This window comes from Microlunatus phosphovorus NM-1 (genome assembly GCF_000270245.1).
GTDB classification, from domain to species: Bacteria; Actinomycetota; Actinomycetes; order Propionibacteriales; family Propionibacteriaceae; genus Microlunatus; species Microlunatus phosphovorus.
On record NC_015635.1, the window covers coordinates 2881861 to 2908355 of the forward strand.

Sequence of the window (26495 nt, forward strand, 5' to 3'; positions counted from 1 at the left end):
CCCTCCGCCGTCCAACCGGACAGCGGAACAGCCGGTGGTGAGTGAACCAGCACGTCATCACTCACCACCGGCTCGTGGCGGCCACGGGGACGAGCTCAAATTGATGTCCGTGATGTGATGCAGCCATGGTTGCCTCGCCCTCACCTACACCCAGCATCCAGGACCGGTTCTTCGCGGATGTCCCCTGTTTCGGCTGCGGACCGGGGAACGCGAAAGGCCTCCAGCTGAAGAGCTTCGAGGGTCCCGACGACACCGTACGGGCGGTCTTCCAGCCCTGGCCGGAGCACGACAACGGACTCGGCTTCCTCAACGGCGGGATCATCGCCACCCTGCTCGACTGCCACAGCGCCGCCGCGGTCGTGCTCGGCGCACAACAGCGTGGCCTGGTCCCCGATGGCACCTTGCAGTACGTCACCGCGGGGATCGATGTCTCCTACCGACGACCCTCACCACTGCACGAGCCAGCCGAGTTGGTGGCCCGCCTGGTCTCGGCCGACGATCAGCAGATCGCCGTCGACGCCGAGCTGTGGTGGCAGGACAAGCTCCGTGCCACCGCCAGCTCGACCTGGAAGCGTTGGCGCCCGCGCCCGGCCTCCGGGCATTGACGCGCGGGCTGCATCACCGGCAGTCCGGGTCGGCACCCTTCGATCAGACAACGGTGGATCAACGACCCGGGGCTCAACGACGAGCGCGCTGCTCGATCGGGTCCGGAATCGGCACCGCGTCCAGCAATGCCTGGGTGTACGGCTGACTCGGCCGGCCCAGGACCTGCTCGGCCCGGCCCCACTCGACCACCCGACCGTCGCGCAGCACCAGCACCTCGTCACTGACGCTGTTGACGACGGCCAGATCATGGCTGATGAACACGCAGGCAAACCCGAGCTCAGTCCGCAGCCGGACGAACTCGGCGAGCACAGCCGCCTGCACCGACACGTCCAATGCACTGGTCGGCTCGTCGGCGACGAGCAGCCGAGGTCGCAGCGCCAGCGCCCTGGCAAGCGCGACGCGCTGTCGCTGACCACCGGACAGCTCGTGGGGCCGCCGCTCGGCATACCAGCTGGGCAGCGACACACTCTGCAACAGCTCGGCAACCCGCAGACGCAGACTCCGTCCGGTGCTGACCCGGTGCACCTGCAGCGGCTCAGCCACGCTGTCGCCCACGCTGAGCCGTGGGTCCAGCGTCCCGGCCGGGTCCTGCGGCACCACGCCGATCTGGCGCCGTAGCCGCCGCAGCTCCGACCTGCTCGCTGCCCCGACATCGGTACCGTCGACTTCGATCGAGCCGCTGCTCGGACGGAGCAGTCCCAACGCCGCGCGACCGAGGGTGGACTTGCCCGATCCGGACTCACCGACGACACCCAGGATCCGGCCCGCGGCCAAGGTGACCGAGACCTCGTGCAGTGCCCGGAACGCTGGACGGCCCAACCGACCGGGATAGTCGACGCTGGCCTGGCGGAACACCAACGCCGGTGGCGTGTCCGTCCCTGCGTCCGTGCCGAGCCCCGACTCCAACGCAGGCGAGGACTCCAACTCGGCCGATCGTTCCGTCACGCGTAGTCGAGGCACCGCGGCCAGCAGCTCACGGGTGTAGTCGGTGAACGGCGCGCTGAAGAGCGACACCACCTCACCTCGTTCGACCATCCGACCATTCCGCATCACCAGCACCCGGTCGGCCAGGTCGGCCACCACACCCATGTTGTGGGTGATCAGCAGCACGGCCATGCCAAGCCGGTCCCGCAACTCGCCGAGCAGCGTCAAGATCTCGGCCTGCACGCTGACATCCAGGGCGGTGGTCGGCTCGTCGGCGATCAGCAGCACCGGCTCGTTCGCCAGCGCCAGGGCGATCACCACCCGCTGCTTCTGCCCCCCGGACAGCTGATGCGGATAGGCGTCCACCCGATGCTCCGGCTCGGGGATGCCGACCAGCTCCAACAGCTCGACCGCCCGCCGCCGAGCGTCGCGCCGAGTGATCCGACGGTGCGCACGCAACGCCTCGGACAGCTGCCAGCCGATCGTCTTGACCGGATTGAGCGCGGTCTGCGGCTCCTGGAACACCATCGAAGCCAGCTGCCCGCGCAATCCGGACCAGGCATCTTTGGAGACTCCGCCGGCGGCGAGCAGGTTTGGCCGCTCATGCGCCGGTCGGGCCACCGGGTCGTCGGTGAGCTGGACCGAGCCCTGGGCGGTGGCCGAGTCCGGCAACAGACCAAGCGTGGCGTACGCGGTGACCGTCTTGCCGGACCCGGACTCCCCCACCAGGGCGAGGATCTCGCCGCGCTCGATGGAGAACGAGACCGATTCGACGGCAAGTCGCTCCCCGAACTGCACGGTCAGCTCGCTGATCCGCAGTACGGCATCGGGACGTACGGGACGAGGTCCCGGCGGTTCGAGCTCGGTGATCAGCTCAGTCATAGATCCTCACTCCTTCGGCCCACACCCGGGCTCGCTCGGCCGGAGCCTCGTCCGACAGCACCCCGGGGGCATAGCGGACGTTGTGCAGCACGCCGCTGAACGGATGACTGCCGGCCCGCCGATGAAGCTCCCAGTCGACCGGTCCGCCACGGTCGGCCCCGACACTGATGCCGGTGAACGGAGCCATTCCGACCAGCTGCGGCAGATCGGCCAGACCGGTCACCACCGCTCCGTCGGTGAGCAGCGCCTCCAGTCGAAAGCCGGGCAGGGCGCGCAGCAGCACGAGCAGTTCGTTCTCCCCCGGCGCCAGGTTGATCGGAGAGGTCCGATGCACCACGCCGTACGCGTTCACGCCGAACCAGGCGATCGGCTCGCCCTGTTCGTCGGTGTCGACGACCAGCAGGTAGCCACCGCCCTGGTCGCCGTGCGCCACGAGCACGCCGGCATCACCAGCAGCCACTCGGAAGGACGCGGTGATGGCGACATCGCGATGCTGGACCAGCTGGGCAGATCGCCAACGCTCGACCGTTCCAGCGAACGGCAGCAGGTCGATCGTCCCGGCGAACCGGTCGTCGTCGGGACGCCGCAGACTCGATGCGGGGCCGTGGTCGTCGAGCGGGAACACCCGGTTGCGCCAGGCCGCCCGCTCCCAAGCCGTCGCGAGTTCCGTGACCACCTCGGGATGCGAGTCGGCCACATTCTGTGTCTCGGTCGGATCGGCCTCGGTGTCGTAGAGCTGCCACTCGGTGTCGTCGAACGGGGTGCCGGGACGGTGCTCGGTGACGATCTTCCAATGACCCCGCTGGTACGCCCGCCGCCCGCCGGTCTCGGTGTACTGGTCGTCGTGCTGCTGGTCCGCACCAGGGTCCCGGAGCAGTCCTGCCGCGCTCACGCCGTCGATCTGTGGTGCCGCAAGCCCGTGTCGGGCGGCCAGTGGCGCCACGCCGATCAGGTCGAGCAGGGTCGGAGTCACATCCGTGACATGCGCATACTGCCGTCGGATCCCGTCCTCGTCCGCCCCGCGCAGTCCGCCGTCGGGCCAGTGCACGATCAGCGGCACCCGGATCCCGCCGGCGAAGGTGTGGCCCTTGTACAGCCGGAACGGGGTGTTCGACGCCTGGCCCCAGCCGCGCGGATAGTGCACCGTCGTCTGAGGTCCCCCGATCAGTGCCAGCTCGCGATCGACGTCGCGCTGCCAGTCGTCGGGCAGCTCGGCGATGTGGGCGAACTGGCTGTAGTAGCTGCGGGTGCCTTCCGGGCCTCCTTCGGCGGTGGCGCCGTTGTCGGAGGTGACCACGATGATGGTGTTGTCGAGTTCGCCACGTCGTTCGAGGTGCTCGATCAACCGCCCGGTGCTGGCATCGACCGCCTGCACCGCGCCGGCGTACACCTGCATGTAGCGCGCGAACCGCCGCCGCTGGTCTTCGTCCAGGCTGTCCCAGGGCGGCACGTCCAAGGCCGTCTCGCGATTGCTCGGTGGCAGCACGGTGCCCGCGTCGAACAGACCGAGCTCGAGCTGCCGCCGGAACCGGTCCAGCCGGATCTGGTCCCAGCCGACGTCGTAGACGTGATCGTAGTCAGCGATGTCGGCCGCCTTCGCCTGCACCGGACCATGCACCGCGGCGTGGGCCAGATAGAGGAAGAACGGCTTGTCCGCGTCCGCCGCCCGCAACGTGCTGATCATCTCGATCGCACGCTCGGTCAGGTCATCAGTCAGGTAGTAGTCCGCGGGGAACTCCTGCACCGGATAGGGCGAGTTGTCCCACACCAGCCGGTGCGGAGCGTGCAACGAGGTGAAGCCCTCCAGCGCGCCGAAGTAGCGGTCGAACCCACGCTGGCACGGCCAGGACGCCTTGCTGGCTCCGTCGTGCTGCAGCCGATCGCCGGTCAGGTGCCACTTGCCGAGCGCGAAGGTGGCATAGCCACGTTCGCGCAGGGTCTCGGCGAGCGTCGGCGCGTTGTCGGGCAGCGTAAAGGTGTACGCGGGATAGCCCGGGTCGGAGTTGGCCGGGAAGGCGAAGCCCGCCTTGTGCGGGTTGAGCCCGGTCAGCAGCGCCGCCCGGCTGGGTGAGCACAGCGGCGTGGTGTGGTAGTTGGTGAACCGCACTCCGTCGGCCGCGAGGCGGTCCAGGTGCGGGGTCGCGATCTCGCTGCCGTACGGGCCGAGATCGGCGTACCCGAGGTCGTCGACCACGATCACGATGACGTTGGGACTGCCCTGGGGCGCGGTCCGCTCGGCCGGCCAGGCCGGCACCGACTCGGAGATGGTGCGTCCGATCCGGCCCGGAAAGCCGGCGTACGCGTCCTGCCCGTTGTCGCCGGCGGACGAGCTGGCAGACAAGTCGGTCATCGGGTCACCCGCCTTGCCGCGCCCAGCCCCTGAGCGATCAGCTGCAGGCTCAGCACCAAGATCACCACCGGGATCAGCGGGCCCAGCACGAAGCCGAGATTGCTGTCCACGTAGTCGATGCCCTCGGCGATCAGTGACCCGAGCGAGGGTTGCGGCGGTCGGACGCCGATGCCGAGGAAGCTCATCGCGGACTCGACGAACACCGCCAAGGACGGCGACAGCGCCAACTGCACACCGAGCGGCTCGACCGCGTTGGGCAGCACGTGCCGCCGAAGCACCCAGCCGTGCGTGGCACCGATGGCCTCGGCAGTCTCCACGTACGGCAGCGCGCGCACCTTGAGGATCGAGCTGCGCAGCAGCCGGGCGAAGATCGGCGTCTCCAGCACCGCGATGACGACGATCACCGTCGGCGCGCCGGGGCCGATGACGGCGGTCAGTCCGATGGCGAAGATCAGCGTCGGAAAGGCCAGCAACACATCGAACACGCGCTGCAGAGCGACGTCGACCGCACCGATCACCGTGCCCAGCAGTGCCGCGAGCGTGCCGAGCAGAGCTCCGATCGGCACCGCGACGAATACGATCAGCAGATCGGTCCGGATCCCGTACAAGGTGCGAGAGAAGACATCCCGATTGACGTGGTCGGTGCCGAACAGGTGCGCGGCACTCGGCGTGAGCAGATTCGCGCCGGCGATCTGCTCGTTCGGCGGGTAGGGCGCCAGGATCGGTGCCAGCACTCCGGCCAGCACCAGGGCGCCGAGCAGGATCAGCCCGACCAGCCCACGACCGTGGACGAGACCGCGACGGTCTCCACCTGCCGCACCGTGCTGACCCGTACCACCACTTCTGACACGGGAACCAGCGCCGACCGCGTAGGGCAGACCTCCGGTCACCTCGGTGACCGGAGCAGGCTGACCCAGGCCGCTCGATGGATCGAGCTCCGGCAGCTGCTGGGTGACACTCATGTCAGGCCTCCGATCCGGATCCGTGGGTCGAGGTAGGCGTGCACCACATCGGTGCCCAGCTGGATCACGACGAACACCGCGACCGAGAGCAGCAACAGCACCTGCACCACCGGGTAGTCGCGACGATCGATGGCCTGCGCCGCCAGCTGGCCGAGCCCCGGCCAGCTGAACACCGCCTCGACCAGCACCGCACCGCCGAGCAGTGCACCCGCCTGCAGGCCGAGGACCGTCAAATAGGGCGGCAACGCAGCCGGTAGCGCGTGTGCCACCAACAGTCGGCGTGAGCTGATGCCGGCCGCCCGGGCCGTCGTCAGATACGGCGCAGCCAGCTCGCTCCGCAGACTCTCGGCGAGGAATCTGGTGAGTCCCGCGGAGGCCGGCAAGGCGAGGCAGATCGCCGGCAGGATCAGATACTGCACAGTGATGTCCGGCTCGGCGAGGAAGCCGTTCGGTGGCACGCCACCGGTCGGCAGGATCGGCAGCAGCAGCCCGAACACCACCACCAAGATGACCCCGGTGACGAAGGTCGGCAGCGCGAGCGCCACTGTGTTGAAACCGGTCAGCGCCGCATCGAGGGTCCTGGACGGCACCCCGACCCATACCAGCGCAGTCACCACGCTGCCGGCGATCGCGAGCAACAGCGCCGCACCCGTGAGCCAGAGGGTGTTCGCCAGCCCGGCGCTCACCAGGTCCGCGATCTGCCCGCCGATCAGGTAGGACCGACCCAGATCGAAGGTCAGCACGTGCCCGATCCAGGTCAGGTATTGACCGATCAGCGGCTGATCGAGACCGAGTTCGTGGTTGATCGCCGCGATGGTCTCCGGAGAGGCATCAGGCCCGGCCAGCGTGCTGGCCGGATCGCCGGGCACCAACCGCAGCAGGGCAAAGATCAACACCGAGGCCACGAGCAGCACCGCGATCGCCGACGGCAGCCGGTGCAGAAGGTAACGGCCCATGATCAGCCGGCCAGCCAGGCATCGGTCAGCAACAGCTCGGACCGCTTCGTGTAGCCGGCGCCCTGCAGCTTCGCGCTCGTCGCCCATTGCTCCCAGTAGATGGCGATCTCGGCCAGGAAGCTGGCATCCAGCAGTTCCTGCGACACCTTCCGGTAAGCCGCCACCGCTTCCGCCGACGAGCCGTCGGCCACCGTCCAGGCACGGTCGGCCGCCTCGGTGTAGGTCTTCGAGGAGTAGTGCGAGGCGTTCTTGTGCGCATTGAACGGGTACGCGCTCACGGTGAGTGTCGACGGGGTGTACTGCGCCCACGAGTGGGTCGCGATCCACAGACCCTTGAACTGCGCTCCGATCAGCTGCTTGACGAACTGCGCACCGTCGACCGGGTCCAGCTCGATCGGGATGCCGATCTCACCCAGATTCGCCTGCACGATGGCCGCCAGCGCATCCTGAATGGGTGTCGGGTTGTAGGTCAGCGGCAGCTTCGCGATCGGACCGACCTCGGCGATCAGCTGCTTGGCCTTGGCCACATCGCGGCTGTAGGTGCTGTTGGCCGCCTCGTCGAAGGCCGAGGAGTACTTCGGCCACGGCAGACTCGCGGTGTAGCCGGCGCCGCGCAACACCTCCGCGACCACCCGGTCCTTGTCGAGCGCGTACGCGATCGCCTGCCGCACCCGGACGTCGTCGAGCGGCTTGACGGCCACATTGGAGCCGACATAGAGCTGCTTCTCCGCGCCCTCCAGCCGGATCTTGGTGAAGTCGTCCGACGAGGTGAGATTCTCCACGTCGAGGCTGCTCAGCCCGTTGGCGTAGGAGATCTGACCCGACTTCAGCGCCGACAGCAGGGCCTTGGCATCAGTGATGACCTTCACCTCCACCGCGTCGGCGTACGGCCGCTCCGGCACCCAGTAGGCGTCGTTGCGGACGAAGCTGATCGAGGTGCCGGGCTTCCAGCCGGTGACCTTGAACGGTCCGGTGCCCACGAACTCCGCCCCCGTACGCAGCTGGTCGATGCTCTCGGAGTCCAGGATGGGGACGGTGTCGAGCAGGTCGAAGATGTTGCCCAGCGGATGGGCGAAGCCCAGCGTGATGCGATGGGAGTCGGAGGTGTCGAAGGAGGTGATCGCCGCCGCGGTGCTGCGCAGCTGCGCGGTCCACAGCGGGTCGGCGTAGGTCTTGACCGAGAACTCCACGTCCTTGCTGGTGAACGGGCGACCCGAGTGGAACTTCACGTCGTCGCGCAGCTCGAGGCTGAGCGACTTGCCGTCCTTCGCCAGCTGCCAGGACTTCGCCAGGCTCGCAGTGGGCTCCACCTTGTCGTTGGGGTAGCGAATGAGGAAGTCGTACGCCAACCCGATGATGGTGGTGATGCCGGTGTTGGAGTTGGTCAAGAAGTTGCCCGGGATCACGTCGGCGCCGATGCCGGCCTGGATCGTCCCGCCGCGCTGCGGAGTGCTGGTGTCGGTCGCGGAGTTCGCCTGGCTGACGGCGGACTCGCAGCCCGCGGCGCCGAACAGCGTTGCCCCGACACCGAGGGCGGTCAGGCCCTGCAGCAAGGTGCGACGACTGATCGTCTGGGAGCGGGTCGAGCTGGGGGTCGACATGAATCGGCCTTTCGAGTGAAGAAGTCCTGGTGGGCTGGGTCGTCAGCTGAGCGAACTGAAGTGTGAGGCGTCGCCCTTGCGAGATGTGGAGTGCACGCCGTCGACGCTGAGCGGCACATCGCCGGCCAGCGTGATGCGATGCAGGACGCGCTTCTGGTCGCCGTAGTCGGCCACCCCGTAGTGCTGCGTGGCCCGGTTGTCCCAGATCGCCAGATCACCCGGCGACCAGTTCCAACGGACCGTGTTCTCCAGTCGGGTCACGTGCCGCTGAATGAGGTTGAAGATGTCGATCGAGTCGTGGGTGTTCAGTCCGACCAGGCGCTTGATGAAGTGGCCGGCCAGCAGGGTCCGCTCTCCGGTCTCCGGATGCACCCGCACCAGCGGATGCTCGGTCTCGAACACCTGGGACGCGAACTCGTCGCGATAGGCCTGTTCCTGCACATCGATGCCGCCGATGCGCTTCTCGTCGCGCTCGGCCACGTAGTCGTACAGATTGGTATGCACGGCCCACAGCCGGTCGACCAGCGCCTTGAGCGCCGGTGAGAGCCGCTCGTACGCGGTCGCGGTGTTGGCCCAGGTGGTGGTGCCACCGTAGGCGGGCAGTTGCACGGCGCGGAGCACGCTGATGGCCGGGATCCGGTCGACGAAGGTGACATCGGTGTGCCAGCTGTTGGCCTTGCCGTGGTCGGAGTTGATCGGCAGCACGGCATGCTCGTTGCCACGGACGGTCGGATGGGGTGCGGTCGGCTGACCGAGCAGGCCGGCGAACTCGTACTGGCCGGCGTCATCGAGCTGATCCTGGCCGGAGAAGAAGATCACCTTGTGCTTCAGCAGGGCGCGGCGGATCTCCGCCACGGTTCTGGCATCGAGATCGCCACCGAGTCGAACACCGCCGATCCGGGCACCGATCGACTCGGTCACCTTGTGCACGGTGATCGTGGCGTAGTCGTCGCCGGCCAGGTCGAGAGCGGTGTGCTCGGCGGTTGGGCGGTCCTGGGTGATGGTCATGAGTGGTCCTTTCGGGACAAGTGGGAGGTGGAACGGGCAGTGCATGCAGCTGAAGCAGTCACGGAGTGCGTGAGCGCGCTCGAAGGTCTTGCGTGTGGATGGATGTGCCGCGCCGGTGGTCACAAGTCGGCGGCGAGGATGGCCTGATCAGTCGCCGTCGGAGCAGGTCGCTGTCAGCGGACCTCGCTGTGCGGGCGGTCGCTGCGAGGAGCAGCAGTCACTGTCAAAGACAGTGACGACACCGGGGCTGCCCAGCCGACCGACACATTCGGGTCGTTATTTCCCTGGTTTCCATGGGGATACACTAGGAAATATCGGAAAAGCTCTCAAGTCGCGCCCGAATAGTGAGATGAGGCGCCACATGATGGGACCCACCCGGGCGCTGCCACGGACCTGGACCGGACAACGCCCGTGCAGTCGGGAATCTCCCTGGCGATGCCCCTTTCGCCACGGCAAACTCTTGCAGAAGCGAAATTCCGGAGAAGCGAGTTCCGGAGTAGCGAACGTGACGACCGCAGGCCGCAGAGGGGAACCGCCATCATGGCCCGACCGAGGTCGATCCCTCCAGCACCCAGCGAGCAGCCGAAGGCCCGTGCATGGCACTGATCGGTCGCGATAGCGAGCTGGCCCTGGTGCGCCGAGCGATCGCTCGATCCCATGGTGTGCTCATCTGCGGGCCTGCTGGCGTCGGCAAGTCTGCCGTGGCGGCAGAGGCCGCCGGGCGGCTGGCTCAGCCGCCGGTGGCTCGGATCGTGGCGACCGCGGCTGGACGCTCGGTCCCCTTCGGCGCGCTCGCCCCGATCCTCGACGATGCCGTGATCGGCGGCCACGCGACGGCGGTGGCCGCGATCGTCACCCGGCGCTTCGCCGGCAGCGCCCGGCCACCGGTGTTGCTGGTCGATGATCTGCAGGAGATCGATGAGCCGTCGGCGTCGGTGCTGTTGTCCCTGGTGGCCAACGGATCGATCAGGCTGCTGGGCACCCTCCGCGACGGCACGAAGCCGCCCGACGCGGTCACCGCCTTGTGGAAAGAGAACCTGGTCACCCGCATCGACCTGCCGCCGCTCACCAGATCCCAGGTCGCTCAGCTGTTCACGGACCTGCTCGGTGGCCCGGTCGCCTCACCGACGGTCGAGGTGCTGTACGAATTGAGCTCAGGCAACGCCCTGCACCTGGTCGAACTCGCTCGATTCGGCCGCCGGCAGCGCCGCTTCACGCAGCGCTCCGGGCGGTGGTGGTGGATCGGCGAGAACCACGACGTGCCGCCCCGGCTGGCCGAATTGCTGCTGGGTCGCGTCCAGGCGCTCTCTGCCTCCGGGCAGGCGGCCGCCGAGGTGCTCGCACTGGGCGATCCGCTGCCGTACGAGACCCTCGACGAGGTCGCCGAACCCGGTGCGTTGGACGAACTCGAGCGCACCGGACTGGTCACCGTCAGTGAGGATCCGGGCGGCGTGTTGCGGATCCGCTTCGCCCACCCGCTGCTGCAGAGCGTGACCGAGGCCAGTCTGACCACGGCCCGCCGGCGTACGCTGTCGGAGCGGTTGCGGGCGGCACCGGTCGATCATGTCGACATCGTCCGGCAGGCCGGCTGGGAGCTCGCCTGCGGGAGTCGTCCTCGAGCCGACATCTTGTTGGCAGCGGCCGATGCGGTCCTGCTGACCGATTCGGCGCTGGCGGAGCGGATGGCCAGGCGGGCCGTGGAGGCAGGAGCCGGTTCGGTCGGATTGGCCACCCTCAGCCACATCTTGTCCGAACGGGGTGACATCGCTGCTGCCCGGGCGGCCCTCGACGATGCGGCAGCGCAGATCAGCGACGATGAGCAGCGGTTCGCGGTGGACGGCGAAGACCTCAGCCAACAGCTCTGGTCGATGCGTGATGTCGCCGGTGCTCGGCAGGTGGTCGAGCGGATGCGGGCTACGTTGCCGCTCAGCTACCGCGAGCAGGTCGACTCGATCGACGCGCTTGCCCTGCTGTATTCGGGCCGGACCAACGAGGCGATCCGTCTCGCGCGGTGCGTGCTCGACCACGAGCCTGGACTCAGCACCGAGATCCGCGCCCTGACGGCCCTGGTGGGCGGACTCTGTTTCGCCGATCAGGGCCCAGCGGCGATGGAGGTCGCCGAACGACTCGACCGCATGGCCGCCAGGGCACAGCTGAGCTCCACCAGAAGAGGGCTCATCCAGGCGTTGCTCGCGATCACTCGGCTGCTGCATGGTCACCACCGACCCGCGCCGCCACGTCCCAGCGGGGCATTCGGCCGCTGGCCGGTGGCCGTGGGTCATGACCTGGGCAGGGAACGCTCGACCGAAACGGTGTCCGGGGACGAGGATGCGGGCTGGCCGCTGCTGGTCGGGATCGGTCGGCACTTCGCCGGCGATCTGCAGGGAGCTGTCGCCCCGCTGCAGGAGGCCGTGGTGCAGCAGCTGGCCGGGGAGGGTGTCTTCCGCTCCGAGGCGATCGCGGAGCTGATCGTGGTGCTGAGCGAGCTGGGCCGCCGAGACGAGGCCCAGGCGCTGCTGGACGGTACGCCGCCGGATGGGATCGCGATCGTGCCAGGCCTGCTGGACTGGGCGCGAGCGGCGGTGGCGGGTGCGAACTGGCTGCGAGCGGACGCGACGAGCCTGGCGATCGCAGCAGCCGATGCGGCCACCCGCCAGGGCGCAGTGCTGATGGCCTGGTCGTTCGTGACCGACGCCGGACGCTGGGGTGATCCCAAGCTGGCCGCCGCGGCCCTCGACGAGCTCGGCCTGACACCTAGTTCACCTGCCGCACGGGCCCGGGCCGCGGATGTGGTCGCTCGCGCGAGCGGAGACCCGGCCGCCCTGGCGGCTGCCGCCGCTCAGCAGCTGAGCGTCGGTTTCCTGCGGCACGCCGCAGAGCTGGCGGCGCTCGCCCGGGCCGCCGGCGGCAACCGCGATGTCATCCGAGCGGTTGCTGCCGTGGAGGCCGGCCTCGAGCGAGCCGCCGTGCCTGGTACGGGCGGGGGGCGTCCCGTCCGGCACGTCCAGCTGACCCACCGGGAAGCCGAGGTGGCTCACCTGGCCGCGGACGGCAGGTCGGACAAGGAGATCGCCACCTTGCTGACCCTGTCGATCCGGACCGTGCAGAGCCACCTCGCCGCGGCCTATCGCAAGCTCGGCGTCGGCTCCCGGGCGGACCTCGGCCCGCTGCTTCCCGGCTAGGGGTTTCGCTGATCAGCGGATCCCTAGGTGCCTGACACCGCCGTGCACCGGCGGTCGCCGGTCACTTCCTGGGGATCGGGATCTCTTCCACCGTCCAGTGCAGATAGACCTCGTACTGGCCGGCCTTGCCGCCGTCGACGGGCACGGTGATCCGATACTTGGCACCCTTGAACGTCTTCACCTCGGGCGGGTTCGCGAAGAACTCCTCGTAGCCGAGACTGGCCGTGTTCTGGCCGATGTAGTCGTCCTTGAAGGGTTCCTTCAGCAGCCTCGCCATGGAGCTGATGAACCGGTCCCCGATCTTGCCCAACGCGCTGCGGACGATGCCCACGACCGGAAAGATGATCGAGGCGACCTGGATGGAGTCGTTGATGGCCGTCTCCACCTTCTTGCGTGCCTCGGCGCTCTGACCGCCGTCCTCCTCCCACATGACGAGCTGAACCTGGAGCTCACCGGGATTCGCCCCGGTCCAGATCTCCTCGCCGTAGCCGATCCAGTCCCCACCGTCGATGTCGGACGCCGCTTCCCCGCCCACCAGAATGGCCTTCGCCTCGCCCTTGACCATGGTCGGGTCGACCACGGTGGCGATCAGATAGGGCTCGCTGGAGGGGCCGCCGACCTGGTCGGTCTTGGCCCGCGCGATGCAGAAGACGCCGGCCACGATCAGATGGGCCCGGTAGGCCTTCTGCCCTTCCAGCTGGACGTCATCCGCGACCAACCGCAGGGTGCCTGCGGAATAGCGACGGCCGTACGTGCCGCTCGTCAGGGCCACGTCGGTGAGGGCCGTGCCCAGCACCTTGGCCCCGCCGTAGCGCTCCCAGCCCCGTTGCAGCAGATCGGCGCTGACCAGCCGTTTCACCGACACCGGCGCACCGGGGTTCTCGCCGAGCCGGGTCGCGTACGCTCGTACGCTGCCCGGTCCGGCGACCGTACGCAGACTCGTCATGATCGTCTCCTCACTCGTTCGGTGTCGCTCACTGCAGCCCGACCAGGACCGGGATCAACCCGGTGCCGGACTCCAGCGAACCGAGAGCTTTTCCGACGACAGCACCGAGAGCACGGGACGACTCGCCGACCCGCATTGCGTGTCCGGGTGTGGCCGAGGTGGTGAGCAGATCGCCCGCCTGGATCGGCGCGGAACTCGCGTCCGCGTAGCAGTACACCTTGCCGGCCAGAGCGATCGGCGCCCGATCGTGCTCGGTCTGCCGCCGGTCGAGCACCAGCGCCGGTTGGAAGGTGCCGGCTCCAGAGACGATCCCGGCGACCCTGGTGTCGTACGGCCGGTCACCGGCCACCAGTGTGCCCGAGGCCGAGATGACCATCACGGTGCCGGGCTCGGCAGGGCCGTCGACGTCGAACATCTCGGCGGCATCGGCGTTGGCGAGCAGGATGTCGCCGGCGCCCGCATCGAGCTTGATCGACTCTCGCTGCTGCGCGTTGTAGAGCGAGATCCGGGCCGGCCGGTTCTTCTGTCCCAGGCCCATCACCGACTCGTTGGCGCGGCCGAGCAGCTCCAGCAGCGGCTGACCGTCGGCGCCGAGCACCGACACGGTGCCATTGCTGCCATTGCCGCCGACCCGGACCGAGGCGTCCGCGCCGTTGAGGGTGACCCGAGCCTTCTCGTCGCCGCCGTTGGCGATCAGCCGTCCGGCGGTCCCCTCCCCACCTGCGCTGATCCGGGCCGATTTGCCCACGATCTCCAGCGTGTTGGTCTTGGCACCGGGCTGGCCGGTCCGGATCGCATTGTCCTTGCCGCTCACCTCGATGATCGGCCCCGGACCGTTGCTGCCGTCGGTCAGCTGCAGGTAGGCCGCCACCCCGGTGTCACCCATCAAGACCTTCAACTCGTCGCCGAAGGGGTTGATGTTGAGCGGATTGCGCCGATCACTGTTGTAGACCGACAGCGCGCCGACCAGTGACATCCCGTTGTCTCCGATGGTCGTGCTCAGGTCGTCCTTGGCCCGTGCGACCCGCAGCAGCCCGTTGCGTCCGCCCTGACCCCCGATCTTGAGCTCGGCGTCATTGCGACGGGTGTTGGTGCCGACGGCGACATTGACCATGGACTGGTTCGCCGCGTCGTTGACGCGCAGTTCGCCGTTGGTCCCGTTCCCGCCGATGGTGGTCTTGTCGACCATGATGTGATCCTCTCCGTGCACGCCGCAGCGTGCGGCGTTGTCATGCTTCGAGGATCCGGTCAGCACGCGGCCGCGACATCCGTCGTGACTACGGAGTTCGGCGGAATCGACTACGGAGATCTCGCCGCGCCTTTTCGAGGAGGTCAACGGTCGGAATCAAGCACCGCCGCGCTGGCCGGCCCGGTCGCAACCGACGAAGATGGTGGCGGTGCGCTGCGCCAGGTGCCCAGGATCGACCCGAGGATGATCAACGGGAAGCCGATCAGCAGTCCGGTGGTGATCGGCTCGTCCAGGACGAGCGCGCCGAGCGTGATCGCCACGGCCGGATTCACGTAGGTGATCAAGGTCATCCGTGCCGGTCCGGACTCGGCGATCAGCGCGAACATGACCATGAAGGCCGCTGCCGTGCAGACCACCGCGAGCACCGCCACCGAGCCGATCGCCGCCGGCGTGGCGGTGCTCGGCCGCAGCACGAAGGCGAACGGCGCGTAGACCACCGATGCGAGGATCAACGAGGCGGTGATCACTCCGATGGCGGGCAGGGTGTGCAGCTTCTGGGCGATGATGATGGGCCCGATCGCGTAGCCGATCACCACCACCAGGATCTGCAGGATCGCGATCAGGTCGCCGACCTGGATGTCCAGCCCCACCAGCAGCGCGACCCCGATGAAGCCGATCACCAGGCCAGTGACACGCCGAGCGCCGAGCCGGTCGTGTCCGGTGACGGTCAAGATGATCGCAGCGACGATCGGGACCATGGCGACCAGCAGCCCGGTGGTCGAGCTGTTCAGTCGGGTCTCGACGTGGCCGAGCAGCACCCAGGGTGCGACGATCTCCACCCCGGTGTAGATCAGCAGCCAGCGCCAGTGGCTGAGCAACGGCCGGAGCGCGCGAGCCCGCAGGGCGAAAGGCAGCAGCACCAGGCCGCCGATCGCCGTCCGGCCGAAGGCGACCACGACCGGGTCGAACTCGGCGACGGCGATCCGGATCAGCAGGTAGGGGACGCCCCAGAAAAGGCTCAACGTCCCGAACAGCAGCCACCCTCGTCTCGTCACCTGACCGGACGGTACACCGGCCCTCCGACAGCACCGCCTCGAAGCAACAGGATGGACGCGACGGGGCGAGTCCGGGCTACTCCCCGGGCAACGGTGGCAGCTGGATCCCGCGGTGGATCTCGTACGCGATCGCCCGGCCCGGCGCGTTCGGATCGTCCACGATCGGCCGATCGGCCATGAACAGCCGGATCACGTTCGCGAGCTCATCCGGGTGGGTGTAGTTGATCGCGTGCGCGGCTTCGTCGATCACCACCATCAGCACCCGGTTCTCGATCTGCGCGGCGATCTCGGCCAGCCGGGTCGGTCCGGGCATCAGCGGGTCGCGCTGTCCCACCACTACGAGTGTCGGCACCCGCACCGCCAGAATCCGCTCCAGGGTGGGGAAACCGGTGAGCGTACGGAACAGATCGACGGTGCTGCGGACCCCGAACCGGAGATAGTCCGGCACCACCACCGGCAGCAGTCGGACCGGCTCCCGCAGGCCGTCGCGACTGATCTGCCTCATCGCCTTCGGCAGCGGCTGGTTGTGCACGCCGCCGGCCGGCGACACCAGCACCACCCGGTCCAGCCGATCCGGGTGGCGGTAGGCGAAGGCACAGGAGACCGCACAGCCCATCGAGTTGCCCACCAGCGTGGCCTTGTCGACGCCCCGGTCGTCCAGGAAGGCCGCGAGCGCATCGGCCAGCTCGTCGATCCCCAGCGCCGGCGACGGACGACCGCTGCGACCGAAGCCGGGCAGGTCGGGCACGTAGGTGTGGAACTCCTCGGCCAGTCGCTCCGCCGTGGGCACCAGGTATCGACCAGAGAGACCGAATCCGGGCACGTGCACCATCACCGGCCGGTCGGATGATTCGGGGGACTCGCGATAGAAGACCGGGATGCCGCCGAGTTCGGTCCGGCGCTCGATCAGCTTTCCAGGCACGCGAGCATCATGCCATTCCTGGTCTGCCGTCCAAGCCCGGTCACGACTCGAGGCTGGTCCAGTCTCGTCCGAACCACCGGCGTACGCGCGAGGTGCCGAACTCCGCCTTGTCCCTGGCGAGCTGGGCTGAGGGGTCATCGAACGTGCCGTACGGCGGCCGGCCCGACACGAACGTCACCTGCACCCGCGCCACCTCCTCGGCCCCGAACTCCAGATAGCAGATGCCGGTGCCGTCGTACGTCGACGACGTCTGCGCATCCCGAGCGCGCGCGATCAACGTGTCGGCGACGACGTCGGCCTGCCGCTCGGAGAAGACGCCCGCCTTCGGAGTGCCCACACTGGTCACGTCACCGACCGCGTACACGTCCTCGTAACGAGTCTGCAGCGTGAGGGGATCGACCGGGATCCAGCCGTCGACACACATCCCTGACTCCGCCACGACCGCGGGCACCTGGTGCTTGGGCACGCCGAGGAACAGGTGGAAGGCGATCTCGTCGCCGGCTGCGGTCACCGCGACCTTCCGGTCCGGATCGAGTCGCGTGATCAGGGTGCTCGGGTGCCAGGAGATGCCGCGTTCGGCGAAGGCCGCCAAGATCGCCTGCGAGGCCGCCGGTGAGGGCGGGATCGGGGCTCCGAGCGGCATCACCAGGGCGATCTCGCTGCGGTCCCGCAGCCCGCGCTCGGCGAGGAAATCGTGCATCAACAGCGCGGTCTCACTCGGTGCCGGCGGACATTTGAACGGCGTCGAGGTCACCCCGATGATCACCCGCCCGCCGGGGAAGTCCTGCAGTATCTGGCGGAGCCTGAAGGCAGCGTCGGGGGTATAGAACTCGTACCCGGCTTCGAGTAGTCCCGGCGTCGCCTCGGGATGCAGGTCAGCGCCGAGAGCGACCACCAGCACGTCACCGTCGAAGCCGCCGGCATCGGTCTCGACCCGCTTGGCGACCGGGTCGATCGCCCGGATCGTCGTCGACACGAACCGTACGCCGGGCTTGACCACGTCTGCGTAGGAGTGCCGGACCGCCTGCTCGGTGGTTCGGCCGAACATCACATCCAGCTTGGAGAAGCCGAACACGAACCCGTCTGCCTGGTCGATCAGCGTGACCTCGACGTCGTCACCCAGCTCTTCGGACAGCCGGGCGGACAATTGCAGACCGCCGAATCCAGCTCCCAGGATGAGCACTCGCATGATCGGTACCTCTGCTTCGGATTCGCTCGGGATTGTCGGTCTCGCTCGAACTATAGATAGCGCGGAACCGACAAGATCGAGCAGATCCCCATTCGCAGCTCGGGACGAGGCCGGGGTTGATCGCGGTCCCGGCAGGGCCCTCAGCAGAGTTGCTCGATCAACGCCTCGACCCGGCGGCGGATCTCGTCGCGGATGGGTCGGACTCGGTCGAGGCTCTGGCCCGCCGGATCGGCGAGGACCCAGTCCTCGTAGCGCTTGCCCGGATAGTAGGGACAGGCGTCGCCGCAGCCCATGGTGATCACCACGTCGGAGGATTGGACCACGTCGGCGGTAAGGACCTTGGGCTGCCCGGCAGTGATGTCGATGCCTACCTCGGCCATGGCGGCGATGGCGACCGGGTTGATCTGGTCGGCCGGCGCAGAGCCGGCGGAGCGAACCTCGATCTGGTCCCCGGCCAGGTGGCGGAGAAAGCCGGCGGCCATCTGAGATCGGCCGGCATTGTGTACGCAGACGAACAGCACCGACGGCTTGCGGTTCGAGTCAGGCATGGCGGGTGGTGCCTTTCGATGGTGAGGAGTTCTGGTCGGGATAGCAGCGTCGGACCCGCAACGCGACGTACACGAGTGCGACGAGGACCGGGACCTCGATCAGCGGCCCGACCACACCGGCCAGGGCCTGACCCGAAGTCACGCCGAAGGTGGCGATCGCGACCGCGATGGCGAGTTCGAAGTTGTTGCCGGCCGCGGTGAAGGCCAGCGTCGTGGTCTTCGGGTAGCCGAGATCCAGCAGCCGGCCGATGATCATGCCGCTGGTGAAGGTGAGCCCGAAGTAGATCAGCAGCGGAGCAGCGATCCGGGCCACCTCCAACGGTTGCTCGGTGATGGTGTGGCCTTGCAGGGCGAACAGGACCACGATGGTGAACAACAGGCCGTAGAGGGCGAACGGTCCGATCCTGGGCAGCAGGCGGCTCTCGTACCATTCCCGGCCCTTGGCCCGCTCCCCGATCGTCCGGGTCAGGTAGCCCGCAGCGAGCGGGATGCCGAGGAAGATCAGCACGCTGCCGGTGATGGTCGCGACCGAGAACGCCGCGCTGGTGGTGGGCAGACCGAGCCAGCTCGGGAGGAGCTGCAGATAGAACCAGCCCAGGGCACCGAAGGCGATCACCTGGAAGATCGAGTTGATCGCCACCAGCACCGCGGCCGCCTCTCGATCGCCGCAGGCCAGGTCGTTCCAGATCAGCACCATCGCGATGCAGCGGGCCAGACCGACGATGATCAGACCGGTCCGGTATGCCGGGAGATCGGGAAGGAAGAGCCAGGCGAGGGCGAACATCAGCGCCGGCCCGATCAACCAGTTCAAGATCAGCGAGGTGATCATCAGCCGACGATCGGTGAGCACGTGCCCGGTGTCGCTGTAGCGAACCCTCGCCAGGACCGGATACATCATCACCAGCAGCCCGATCGCGATCGGCACCGAAACCGATCCGATCGCCACCGCATCCAACGCTGCTGCCAGGCCGGGCACAAGCCGGCCCAGGGCCAGTCCGAGTGCCATGGCGGCCAGGATCCAGAGCGGCAGCCAGCGATCGAGCACCGGCAATCGCGCCAGCACCGCTCCTGGGCCGGCCGTCGAGGCCGACTCTGCGGCTGTCGTTGCCCTCATCATGCCGCTCACTTCGCGGAGTCCCTCTTCAATTCCGCGCAGTTCAGCGGCAGCCGCAACTGGACGGCAGAGCCGGGTCGGCGAGAGCGGGATCCTGCTGGCAGCAGTCGGTCTTCGTCTCCGGTCCGCAACAGGAACTGGCCTCCGTTGCCGTACAACAACTTGTCTCGCTCCCCCGCTCCTGTCCGGCAGTCACCGTGGCGTCCGGCGACTGCCCGGCGACGGGCTTGGTCGCGCGGACGACGGCAGAGTGCAGCTGATCGGCGACCGGGTGGGTGAACTCGACGGTGGCGTCCGCGAAACCGGCCGCGGCGAGACCGTCCAGATACTCCTGTCGGGAGAGGGCGCCGGCGATGCAGCCGACGTACTCCCCTCGCTCCGCCCGCTGCTCGACGGTGAGGTGGTCCTCGGCGACCACATCGGAGATCCCGATCCGACCACCCGGCACCAGGACCCGGAACATCTCGGCCAGCACTGCCGGCTTGTCGGTCGACAGGTTGATCACGCAGTTCGAGATCACCACGTCCACCGCGGCATCGGCCAGCGGGATGTCCTCGATGGTGCCTTGCCGGAACTCCACGTTCGTGGCACCCGCCTTGGCAGCATTGGCCCGCGCCAGGTCGAGCATCTCTTGGGTCATGTCGACCCCGTACGCGTACCCCGACGGACCGACCCGCTTGGCCGAGAGCAGCACATCGATCCCGCCGCCCGAACCCAGGTCCAGCACCCGTTCGCCTTCGTGAAGATCCGCGACCGCAATCGGGTTTCCGCAGCCCAGGCTTGCCGCGACGGCCGCGACCGGGAGCGTGTCTCGGTCCAGCTGGTCATAGCGCGACGAACCGAACCGTTCCTCCAGCTCCAATGTCGTCGTTGCCGCCGAACCGCAGCAGCCCTGCTGACCGGCAGTCACCAGAGCGGCCGCCGCTGCGTAACGCTGCCGTACCTGCTCTCGGAGATCTGTCGTCATCACACTCGCCCACCTCTTCGTCATAGATCGATGAATATCAATGTAAAGAGTGTAGGCACTACACATCGACGTTTGTCAATGGGTGACGTAGAGTGACGGCATGAGTGTTGCGGCCTCTCCTTCGACGACTGTCTTGCCGGTGCTGACCGAGTGCTGCTCACCGGTCGTCGGGCAGGTCATCACCCCGCAGGCCGCGGAGACCGTGGCGGCCAAGCTCAAGGCCCTCGGAGACCCGACACGACTGCGGCTGGTGTCGCTGGTCGCTGCCCACGAGGGTCAGGAAGCCTGCGTCTGTGACCTGACCGAGCCAGTCAGCCTGTCTCAGCCGACCGTCTCCCACCACCTGAAGATCCTCGTGGAAGCGGGCATCCTGACCCGGGAGCAGCGCGGCAAGTGGGCCTACTATCGCCTGATCCCCGATACCCTCGCCGATCTGGCCCGGCTCATCACCCCATGAGCGCAACGGCATGAACACCGTCGCATCGGTGACGCCGCTGACCATCGAACACTGGCCGCAGGTCGAAGGCATCTATGCCGCCGGGGTCGTCGAGCACTCGGTCTATGTGGCTCCGGCCGCCCAGGGTCGTGGTGTCGGCCGGCTGCTTTTGCAGACGCTGATCGTCACCACCGAAACCGCCGGGATCTGGACCATCCAGTCCGGCGTCTTTCCCGAGAACGTCGCCAGTCTGCGCCTGCACGTGGCGGTCGGGTTCGAGGTCGTCGGCATCCGACGCCGGCTCGGCAAGATGACCTACGGGCCCCTTGCGGGACAGTGGCGCGACGTGATCCTGATCGAACGCCGCAGCCGAACCGTAGGGACAGGCTGACCGCCAACTCTCGCGCCGGCACCGGTTGCGTGTGGTTCATCGGCTGATCCGGGTCGCCGCCACACGCTTCGCTTGGCCCCGCAGGTTTGCTCGGGTTTGTCGGTGCTGCTCGGGTTTGTCGGTGATGCTCGATCTGCAGATAGAGCGAAGCCGACAAGATCGAGCAAGACGGTGAATGGGCCAGATGCCGGAACCTCATTTGTCACATCCGCACCTTCCTTACCAGGTTGAGAAATCAGCGACTCGATGTCCGCGCTCTCGCAGTTCGCCGAGAAGGAGGAGTGGTCCTCGAGAAGGCGCAATTACAGGCCAAACGGGCGAATTGACCTGTAATTGCTCCTTCTCGACGAACCCGGCCCACACCTTGTTTTCAAACATGAACCCGAATTGAATGTGAACACGTATTTGACCATGCCGGAGCAGGCGGGCAGCGCGCCGCTGCAAACCGCGCTCGAGGTGACCGACGATAGCCCATGGGGTGCATAGCGAACCGCAGCAGAGCGCTCGGCCGCGGTTGAGGCGGCGCGGCCCGCGCGTGGCCGGAGTCGACCCGAATCGACTGCCATACCGATGTCTAGACCGGCAACTCCTGGATCCCCCAGGGCGACCCGTAGTCGACCAGCAGGTCCAGGAACGGGCGGTGCGGCAGGGCTTCGGGACCGAGCACGCCGACGCCGCTCCAGCGACCGTCGGCCAGCAGTTCCAGGGCGACGCAGGGGTTGACGGCGGTCTGCCAGACGACGGCCTGGTGGCCGTACTCCTGCATCGACCATTCGTTGTCGACCACGTGATAGAGGTACGTCGACCGGGGCTGACCGTCCTTACCCATCCCCCGCACCCACAGCCCGGCGCAGGTCTTACCGGTCATCACGTCGCCCAGGGTTGCCGGATCGGGCAGGCAGGCTGCCACCACATCGCGCGGCGACACCTCGACTCCCTTCACCCGGACCGGTGCGGTGGAGTCCAGCCCGAGCTTGTGCAAGGTCTTCAGCACGTCGATGAACTCGTCGCCGAGCCCGTACTTGAAGGTCACCCGCTTGGCCTTGGTCCAGCGCGGGATCAGCAGCACCTCCTCGTGCTCGACGTTCACACACTCGACCGGCCCGATCCCCTCCGGGAAGTCGAACACCTCCGGCTCGGAGAACGGCGGCGTGGTGAACCAGCCTCGCCCCTCCTCGTAGATCACCGGCGGGTTCAGGCACTCCTCGATCGTGGTCCAGATGGAGAACGACGGCGCAAAGTCGTAGCCGGCCACCGCCAGGTTCGCGCCGTCGCGCACCCCTGCTTCATCGATCGAGGAGAACAGCTCGTCCTCGGCATAGCGGGCGAACACATCCGCCAGCCCCGGCTCGATGCCGATCCCGCACAGGGCGAGCAGGCCCGCCTTCTGCCACGCCTCCGCTTTCGCGAACTGGTCGTCACCGAGCTTGACCCCGGTCAGCTCGTACGGCCGCTCGGGGTGCGGATGCGACAGGCTCATCGCCATGTCGAGATAGGTGACACCGGCCTCGAAGCACGCGTCGAAGATCGGCATTACGAATCGAGGATCGACGGCGTTGAGCACATGACTGGCGCCGGACTCGCGGATCAGCGCCGCCACGGAGCTGACATTCGACGCGTCCACACTGGGCGCGGCGACGAAGCGGTCGTCGTACGGCGCCGTCGCCCTGGCCGCCCGAGCCGGGTCGTAGTCGGCGACCACGACACGCTCGAAGAAGGAGCGCCGGGCCAGGATCGACACCGCCGCCGAGCCGACGCCGCCCGCACCGATGATCAAGATCTTCACGACAACCCTCCGTCCACACTGCGCGGATAGGTCTCGGGCTCGTCCGGCACCAGGACCGGGGTGTCCCGGTTCAGGCTCTCACCGGCGAAGTACGGCTTGGCCTCGGCGAAGAACGACCAGACGACCATCAGCACCGCACCGATGGCCAGCGCGCCGACCCCGACCACGAAGGTGCCGCCGATCCCGAAGATCGTCGAATAGCCGTAGTCGACATCCCACATGTCGATGGCCGACTGGACGAACGCGTACGTCAGCAGCACCGCGCCGATCAGCGGGAAGATGCCCCGCAGGAACAGGTTGCGAGTCGAAGAGGTCAGCGAGGAGCGGAAGTACCAGACACAGGCGAACCCGGTGATGCCGTAGTAGAAGGCGATCGCCAGACCCAAGGACGCGATCGAGTCGGCCAGGATGTTCTCACTGACGAAGGTCATCCCGACGTAGTAGACGCTGGCCACCACCCCCATCATCAAGGTGGAGAACGACGGGGTGTTGAACTGCGGATGCACGGTCTTGAACCGCTTCGGCAGCGCCCGGTAGGTCGCCATCGACAGTGTGCCGCGCGCGGTGGGCAGGATGGTCGTCTGGGTCGAGGAGACCGCCGACACCATCACCGCGATCACCAGCACGATCGCCATCGGACCCATCACCACGTCCTTCAGCGCCAGGAAGACGTCCTCGGCATTGGCCTCGTTGCCCAGCCCGATGCCCTCGTCGCCGACCCCCGCGTACGCCATCGCGGCGACCGTCACCCCGACATAGGTGACCAGCAGGATGGTGGTCGAGATGATCGCCGCCTGGCCAGGGATGCGCTTGGGGTCCTTGGTCTCCTCGTTCAGCGCCAGGCAGGTGTCCCAGCCCCAATAGATGAACAGGGCCAGCAGCACCGCCTCGATGAAACCGGAGTAGTCCTCGAACGCGAACGGGTTGAACCACTGCCAGGAGAAGTGCTCCTCGGCGGGCGCTTGGCCGGTGCTGATCCGGTAGATCACGTAGATCACGAACAGGACCAGCGCCAGATACTGCAGACCCAGCAGCACCACCTGCAGTCGCTCGCCGATCTCCAGGCCGCGATAGCTGACCCAGCACATCAACGCGATGAACACCACGCCGGTCGCGGTCACCACAGCCGTGTTCTCTGCCAACTCCTCCTGGCCGAGGATCAGCCAGAAGTAGATGCCGCCGATCTGGGCGAGATTGGCCAGCACCACCATGCCGGCCACGGCCACGCCCCAGCCACCCATCCAGCCGACCCGCGGACCGAAGGCTTTGGCCGCCCAGGTGAACGTGGTGCCGCAGTCCGGGACCTCTCGATTGAGCTCTTGGTAGGCGGCAGCGATGAACAGCATCGGGATGAACGCGATGATGAAGGCGATCGGTGCCTGGCCGCCCACCGCCATCACGACCCAGCCGAGAGTGGCGACCAGGGAGTAGACCGGGGCCGTCGAGGCAAGCCCGATCACCACCGAGCCGGCCAAGCCGAGAGTCCCGACGGCCAGCCCTTTGCCGCCCGTCGCAGGAGCGGTATCTGTGCTCATGAGGGGAAGGTAAGCCCCCGGCAGATCGACGTCAATGGTGTCGTAGATCCGCCGATGGAGTGAATATCTTGCTGCGTTCCGGAGCAATTCATCAAGCTCTGTCGGCCAGGATCACCGCCCAGAGACCACTGTCAGTGGTCTCTGGGACGCTGCTGGTTCTTGCATCCCGCGACGGAAGGAACATCATGACCAGCACAGCGACCAAGCGGATCCTGCAGCCCTCGGGCGTGCCGGCAGCGCCCTACCCTCAGGGGCTCGAGGTCACCGGCGCTCAGCGACTCGTCTTCGTCTCCGGTCAGGTCGGCACCGACGATGAAGGCCAGTGGCTGGACGGCGTGCAGGCCCAGACCCGAGAGGTGATCGGCCGGGTCACGGCGGTCCTCGCCGAGGCCGACCTCACCCTGGACGACATCGTCAAGCTCACCATCTACCTGACCGATCCGGCAGACTTCGGTGGCTTCATGTCCGTTGCGGCCGAGCTGATGCCACAACCGCAGTCGGCGATCACCGCCTTGGTGGTGCCGTTCCTCTCCGCGCCCGAGCAGAAGGTGGAGGTCGAGGCGATCGCGGCCGGCTGAGCGTGGTTGAGCGCGATCCGTCGGGCTGGCACCATCGCCCCCATGACTACCGCCTGCCCTGATCCCGATCTCCTGCTCCCACCAGAGGTCCTCGACGACTGGCGTGGCAGGATCGCCGAGATGGCCGGCGAGCCAGTTGCCGAGCTCTTCGCCGGCGCCATGGTCAGGACGCTGGCCCGGACGGTTCAGGTGCTCGACGACGGCACCGTGTTCGTGATCACCGGCGACATCCCCGCCATGTGGCTGAGGGACTCGGCCACCCAGATGCTGCCGTACCTGCGGATCGCCGGCGACTCCCCCGACGGGGCGCTGGCCGATCTGCTGGTCGGGATCGTGCGTCGCCAACTGTTATATCTGCGTCACGACCCGTACGCGAACGCCTTCAATCTGGAAGCCAGTGGTCGCTGCCACGAGCCACGCGACCTGGCCGACGACCCCTGGCTGTGGGAGCGCAAGTACGAGATCGACTCGCTCTGCTTCCCGTTCCTGCTGGCCCATCAGGTGTGGGCGGCGACCGGGCGCAGAGATCATCTCGACGAGACCTTCGTGGCCGCCGCGCGAGCAGCGGTGACCATCCTGGAGATCGAGACCGACCATGAGCAGCGCTCGGACTATCGGTTCGTCCGGCCCGATACCGTGCCGATCGATACCCTCACCCGCGACGGACGTGGCACGCCGGTCGGCCCGACCGGCATGACCTGGGCCGGCTTCCGTCCCAGTGACGACGCGTGCCTGTACGGCTACAACATCCCCGGCAACCTGATGGCGATCCACTGCCTGCGACTGTTGCCGGAACTGTTGCCCGCCGAGCAGGCCGGACTGGCCGCCGAGGCAACCGCGCTGGCGGACCGGCTGGCCGCCGGCGTGGCTGCGTACGGAGTGATCGAGCATCCGACGCACGGGCAGATCTGGGCGTACGAGGTCGACGGGCTGGGCAACCGACTGCTGATGGATGACGCCAACATGCCCAGCCTGCTGTCGCTGCCGCTGGTGGCCGGCATCGCGGTCGACGACCCGCTCTACCGGCGCACCCGAGACTTCGTGCTGTCTGCGGACAACCCGTTCTTCTATCGTGGATCGGTGGCGACCGGCGTCGGCAGTCCACATACTCCGCCGCGCTACGTGTGGCCGATCGCGCTCGCCGTCGAGGGGCTCACCGCCGGCTCGCTCGATCGGGCCCTGGAACTGGTGCACTTGATCGAGTCCACCACCGCAGGCACCGGACACGTCCACGAAGGTTTCGACGTCGACGACGACACCCGGTTCACCCGCCCGTGGTTCAGCTGGGCGGATTCGATGTTCTGCGCATTGGCCATGAGCCTGGTGTGATGCTGAGCCAGCCTGATGAACGGGGCGGCCCATGGTGTC

22 protein-coding genes are annotated in these 26495 nt (G+C 67.7%); 6 read left to right on the plus strand and 16 right to left on the minus strand.

Features of this window, described 5'->3' with window-relative positions; translation table 11 throughout:
* Window positions 1–125 precede the first annotated feature (125 nt).
* Complete coding sequence (locus tag MLP_RS12980) at window positions 126–605, plus strand: PaaI family thioesterase (RefSeq protein WP_013863559.1); 480 nt, start codon at window positions 126–128, stop codon at window positions 603–605.
* A gap of 73 nt (window positions 606–678) precedes the next feature.
* Here MLP_RS12980 and MLP_RS12985 read toward each other — a convergent pair whose 3' ends face one another.
* Genes MLP_RS12985 through MLP_RS13010 form a run of 6 tightly spaced genes read right to left on the minus strand, consistent with a single transcriptional unit; the run spans window position 679 to window position 9289 of the window.
* Window positions 679–2412 (minus strand): dipeptide ABC transporter ATP-binding protein, encoded by a 1734-nt coding sequence (locus MLP_RS12985; protein ID WP_013863560.1) that lies wholly within the window; start codon window positions 2410–2412, stop codon window positions 679–681.
* On the minus strand, window positions 2405–4762 hold the full coding sequence (locus MLP_RS12990) for an arylsulfatase (protein WP_013863561.1): 2358 nt from the start codon (window positions 4760–4762) through the stop codon (window positions 2405–2407). The genes MLP_RS12985 and MLP_RS12990 overlap by 8 nt, the downstream gene beginning before the upstream one ends.
* The gene (locus tag MLP_RS12995) at window positions 4759–5724 is read right to left on the minus strand and encodes an ABC transporter permease (RefSeq protein WP_013863562.1); all 966 of its coding nucleotides are present in this window, start codon (window positions 5722–5724) and stop codon (window positions 4759–4761) included. Before MLP_RS12995 ends, MLP_RS12990 begins: the two co-directional genes overlap by 4 nt.
* The gene (locus tag MLP_RS13000) at window positions 5721–6680 is read right to left on the minus strand and encodes an ABC transporter permease (RefSeq protein ID WP_013863563.1); all 960 of its coding nucleotides are present in this window, start codon (window positions 6678–6680) and stop codon (window positions 5721–5723) included. Before MLP_RS13000 ends, MLP_RS12995 begins: the two co-directional genes overlap by 4 nt.
* Before the next feature lie 2 nt (window positions 6681–6682).
* On the minus strand, window positions 6683–8281 hold the full coding sequence (locus MLP_RS13005) for an ABC transporter substrate-binding protein (protein WP_013863564.1): 1599 nt from the start codon (window positions 8279–8281) through the stop codon (window positions 6683–6685).
* Window positions 8282–8323: 42 nt separating this feature from the next.
* Window positions 8324–9289 (minus strand): TauD/TfdA dioxygenase family protein, encoded by a 966-nt coding sequence (locus tag MLP_RS13010; protein WP_013863565.1) that lies wholly within the window; start codon window positions 9287–9289, stop codon window positions 8324–8326.
* A gap of 596 nt (window positions 9290–9885) precedes the next feature.
* On the opposite strand from MLP_RS13010, the gene MLP_RS13015 reads away from it, so the two are divergent.
* Window positions 9886–12471 (plus strand): LuxR C-terminal-related transcriptional regulator, encoded by a 2586-nt coding sequence (locus tag MLP_RS13015; RefSeq protein ID WP_013863566.1) that lies wholly within the window; start codon window positions 9886–9888, stop codon window positions 12469–12471.
* Window positions 12472–12532: 61 nt separating this feature from the next.
* On the opposite strand, the gene MLP_RS13020 is transcribed toward MLP_RS13015, so the two are convergent.
* The 8 genes from MLP_RS13020 to arsM all read right to left on the minus strand — a co-directional run bounded on the left by MLP_RS13020 (window position 12533) and on the right by arsM (window position 20401).
* Window positions 12533–13417, minus strand: a complete 885-nt coding sequence (locus tag MLP_RS13020) for a hypothetical protein (protein ID WP_013863567.1) — start codon at window positions 13415–13417, stop codon at window positions 12533–12535.
* Window positions 13418–13445: 28 nt separating this feature from the next.
* Window positions 13446–14606 (minus strand): hypothetical protein, encoded by a 1161-nt coding sequence (locus MLP_RS26375; protein ID WP_156821144.1) that lies wholly within the window; start codon window positions 14604–14606, stop codon window positions 13446–13448.
* 143 nt (window positions 14607–14749) lie between these two features.
* On the minus strand, window positions 14750–15661 hold the full coding sequence (locus MLP_RS13030) for a DMT family transporter (RefSeq protein ID WP_013863569.1): 912 nt from the start codon (window positions 15659–15661) through the stop codon (window positions 14750–14752).
* A 76-nt stretch (window positions 15662–15737) separates the two neighbouring features.
* The gene (locus MLP_RS13035; RefSeq protein ID WP_013863570.1) at window positions 15738–16583 is read right to left on the minus strand and encodes an alpha/beta fold hydrolase; all 846 of its coding nucleotides are present in this window, start codon (window positions 16581–16583) and stop codon (window positions 15738–15740) included.
* A gap of 40 nt (window positions 16584–16623) precedes the next feature.
* Entirely contained in the window at window positions 16624–17772 is a 1149-nt protein-coding gene (locus MLP_RS13040; protein WP_013863571.1) for an NAD(P)/FAD-dependent oxidoreductase, read from the minus strand.
* Window positions 17773–17912: 140 nt separating this feature from the next.
* Window positions 17913–18320 (minus strand): arsenate reductase ArsC, encoded by a 408-nt coding sequence (locus MLP_RS13045; RefSeq protein WP_013863572.1) that lies wholly within the window; start codon window positions 18318–18320, stop codon window positions 17913–17915.
* Window positions 18313–19434, minus strand: a complete 1122-nt coding sequence (arsB, locus tag MLP_RS13050; RefSeq protein ID WP_049804752.1) for an ACR3 family arsenite efflux transporter — start codon at window positions 19432–19434, stop codon at window positions 18313–18315. Before arsB ends, MLP_RS13045 begins: the two co-directional genes overlap by 8 nt.
* 43 nt (window positions 19435–19477) lie before the next feature.
* Window positions 19478–20401, minus strand: a complete 924-nt coding sequence (gene arsM, locus MLP_RS13055) for an arsenite methyltransferase (protein ID WP_156821145.1) — start codon at window positions 20399–20401, stop codon at window positions 19478–19480.
* 100 nt (window positions 20402–20501) lie between these two features.
* Between arsM and MLP_RS13060 the strand changes: the two genes are divergently transcribed.
* Both MLP_RS13060 and MLP_RS13065 read left to right on the plus strand, forming a co-directional pair.
* Window positions 20502–20858 (plus strand): ArsR/SmtB family transcription factor, encoded by a 357-nt coding sequence (locus MLP_RS13060; RefSeq protein ID WP_041790030.1) that lies wholly within the window; start codon window positions 20502–20504, stop codon window positions 20856–20858.
* 10 nt (window positions 20859–20868) lie between these two features.
* Window positions 20869–21228 (plus strand): GNAT family N-acetyltransferase, encoded by a 360-nt coding sequence (locus MLP_RS13065; protein ID WP_013863576.1) that lies wholly within the window; start codon window positions 20869–20871, stop codon window positions 21226–21228.
* Window positions 21229–21802: 574 nt separating this feature from the next.
* Here the strand turns inward: MLP_RS13065 and MLP_RS13070 are convergent.
* Together MLP_RS13070 and MLP_RS13075 are read right to left on the minus strand one after the other, a co-directional pair.
* Window positions 21803–23014 carry a saccharopine dehydrogenase family protein gene (locus MLP_RS13070; RefSeq protein ID WP_013863578.1) on the minus strand — a complete coding sequence of 404 codons (1212 nt, stop codon included), beginning with the start codon at window positions 23012–23014 and terminating at the stop codon, window positions 21803–21805.
* Window positions 23011–24549, minus strand: coding sequence for an APC family permease (locus MLP_RS13075; RefSeq protein WP_013863579.1), 1539 nt, complete (start codon window positions 24547–24549; stop codon window positions 23011–23013). The genes MLP_RS13070 and MLP_RS13075 overlap by 4 nt, the downstream gene beginning before the upstream one ends.
* A 185-nt stretch (window positions 24550–24734) precedes the next feature.
* Between MLP_RS13075 and MLP_RS13080 the strand changes: the two genes are divergently transcribed.
* Both MLP_RS13080 and MLP_RS13085 read left to right on the plus strand, forming a co-directional pair.
* A complete protein-coding gene (locus MLP_RS13080) occupies window positions 24735–25127 on the plus strand; it encodes a RidA family protein (protein WP_013863580.1) in 393 nt (130 codons plus the stop codon).
* A gap of 42 nt (window positions 25128–25169) precedes the next feature.
* The gene (locus tag MLP_RS13085; RefSeq protein ID WP_013863581.1) at window positions 25170–26456 is read left to right on the plus strand and encodes a glycoside hydrolase family 125 protein; all 1287 of its coding nucleotides are present in this window, start codon (window positions 25170–25172) and stop codon (window positions 26454–26456) included.
* Window positions 26457–26495 lie beyond the last annotated feature (39 nt).

What these genes read in the sequence shown, in the direction of transcription:
- MLP_RS12980 (WP_013863559.1), top strand. Translation starts at nt 126, where the DNA reads ATGGTTGCCTCGCCCTCACCTACACCCAGCATCCAGGACCGGTTCTTC.
- MLP_RS12985 (WP_013863560.1), bottom strand. Translation starts at nt 2,412, where the DNA reads ATGACTGAGCTGATCACCGAGCTCGAACCGCCGGGACCTCGTCCCGTA.
- MLP_RS12990 (WP_013863561.1), bottom strand. Translation starts at nt 4,762, where the DNA reads ATGACCGACTTGTCTGCCAGCTCGTCCGCCGGCGACAACGGGCAGGAC.
- MLP_RS12995 (WP_013863562.1), bottom strand. Translation starts at nt 5,724, where the DNA reads ATGAGTGTCACCCAGCAGCTGCCGGAGCTCGATCCATCGAGCGGCCTG.
- MLP_RS13000 (WP_013863563.1), bottom strand. Translation starts at nt 6,680, where the DNA reads ATGGGCCGTTACCTTCTGCACCGGCTGCCGTCGGCGATCGCGGTGCTG.
- MLP_RS13005 (WP_013863564.1), bottom strand. Translation starts at nt 8,281, where the DNA reads ATGTCGACCCCCAGCTCGACCCGCTCCCAGACGATCAGTCGTCGCACC.
- MLP_RS13010 (WP_013863565.1), bottom strand. Translation starts at nt 9,289, where the DNA reads ATGACCATCACCCAGGACCGCCCAACCGCCGAGCACACCGCTCTCGAC.
- MLP_RS13015 (WP_013863566.1), top strand. Translation starts at nt 9,886, where the DNA reads ATGGCACTGATCGGTCGCGATAGCGAGCTGGCCCTGGTGCGCCGAGCG.
- MLP_RS13020 (WP_013863567.1), bottom strand. Translation starts at nt 13,417, where the DNA reads ATGACGAGTCTGCGTACGGTCGCCGGACCGGGCAGCGTACGAGCGTAC.
- MLP_RS26375 (WP_156821144.1), bottom strand. Translation starts at nt 14,606, where the DNA reads ATGGTCGACAAGACCACCATCGGCGGGAACGGGACCAACGGCGAACTG.
- MLP_RS13040 (WP_013863571.1), bottom strand. Translation starts at nt 17,772, where the DNA reads ATGCGAGTGCTCATCCTGGGAGCTGGATTCGGCGGTCTGCAATTGTCC.
- MLP_RS13045 (WP_013863572.1), bottom strand. Translation starts at nt 18,320, where the DNA reads ATGCCTGACTCGAACCGCAAGCCGTCGGTGCTGTTCGTCTGCGTACAC.
- arsB (WP_049804752.1), bottom strand. Translation starts at nt 19,434, where the DNA reads ATGAGGGCAACGACAGCCGCAGAGTCGGCCTCGACGGCCGGCCCAGGA.
- arsM (WP_156821145.1), bottom strand. Translation starts at nt 20,401, where the DNA reads ATGACGACAGATCTCCGAGAGCAGGTACGGCAGCGTTACGCAGCGGCG.
- MLP_RS13060 (WP_041790030.1), top strand. Translation starts at nt 20,502, where the DNA reads ATGAGTGTTGCGGCCTCTCCTTCGACGACTGTCTTGCCGGTGCTGACC.
- MLP_RS13065 (WP_013863576.1), top strand. Translation starts at nt 20,869, where the DNA reads ATGAACACCGTCGCATCGGTGACGCCGCTGACCATCGAACACTGGCCG.
- MLP_RS13075 (WP_013863579.1), bottom strand. Translation starts at nt 24,549, where the DNA reads ATGAGCACAGATACCGCTCCTGCGACGGGCGGCAAAGGGCTGGCCGTC.
- MLP_RS13080 (WP_013863580.1), top strand. Translation starts at nt 24,735, where the DNA reads ATGACCAGCACAGCGACCAAGCGGATCCTGCAGCCCTCGGGCGTGCCG.
- MLP_RS13085 (WP_013863581.1), top strand. Translation starts at nt 25,170, where the DNA reads ATGACTACCGCCTGCCCTGATCCCGATCTCCTGCTCCCACCAGAGGTC.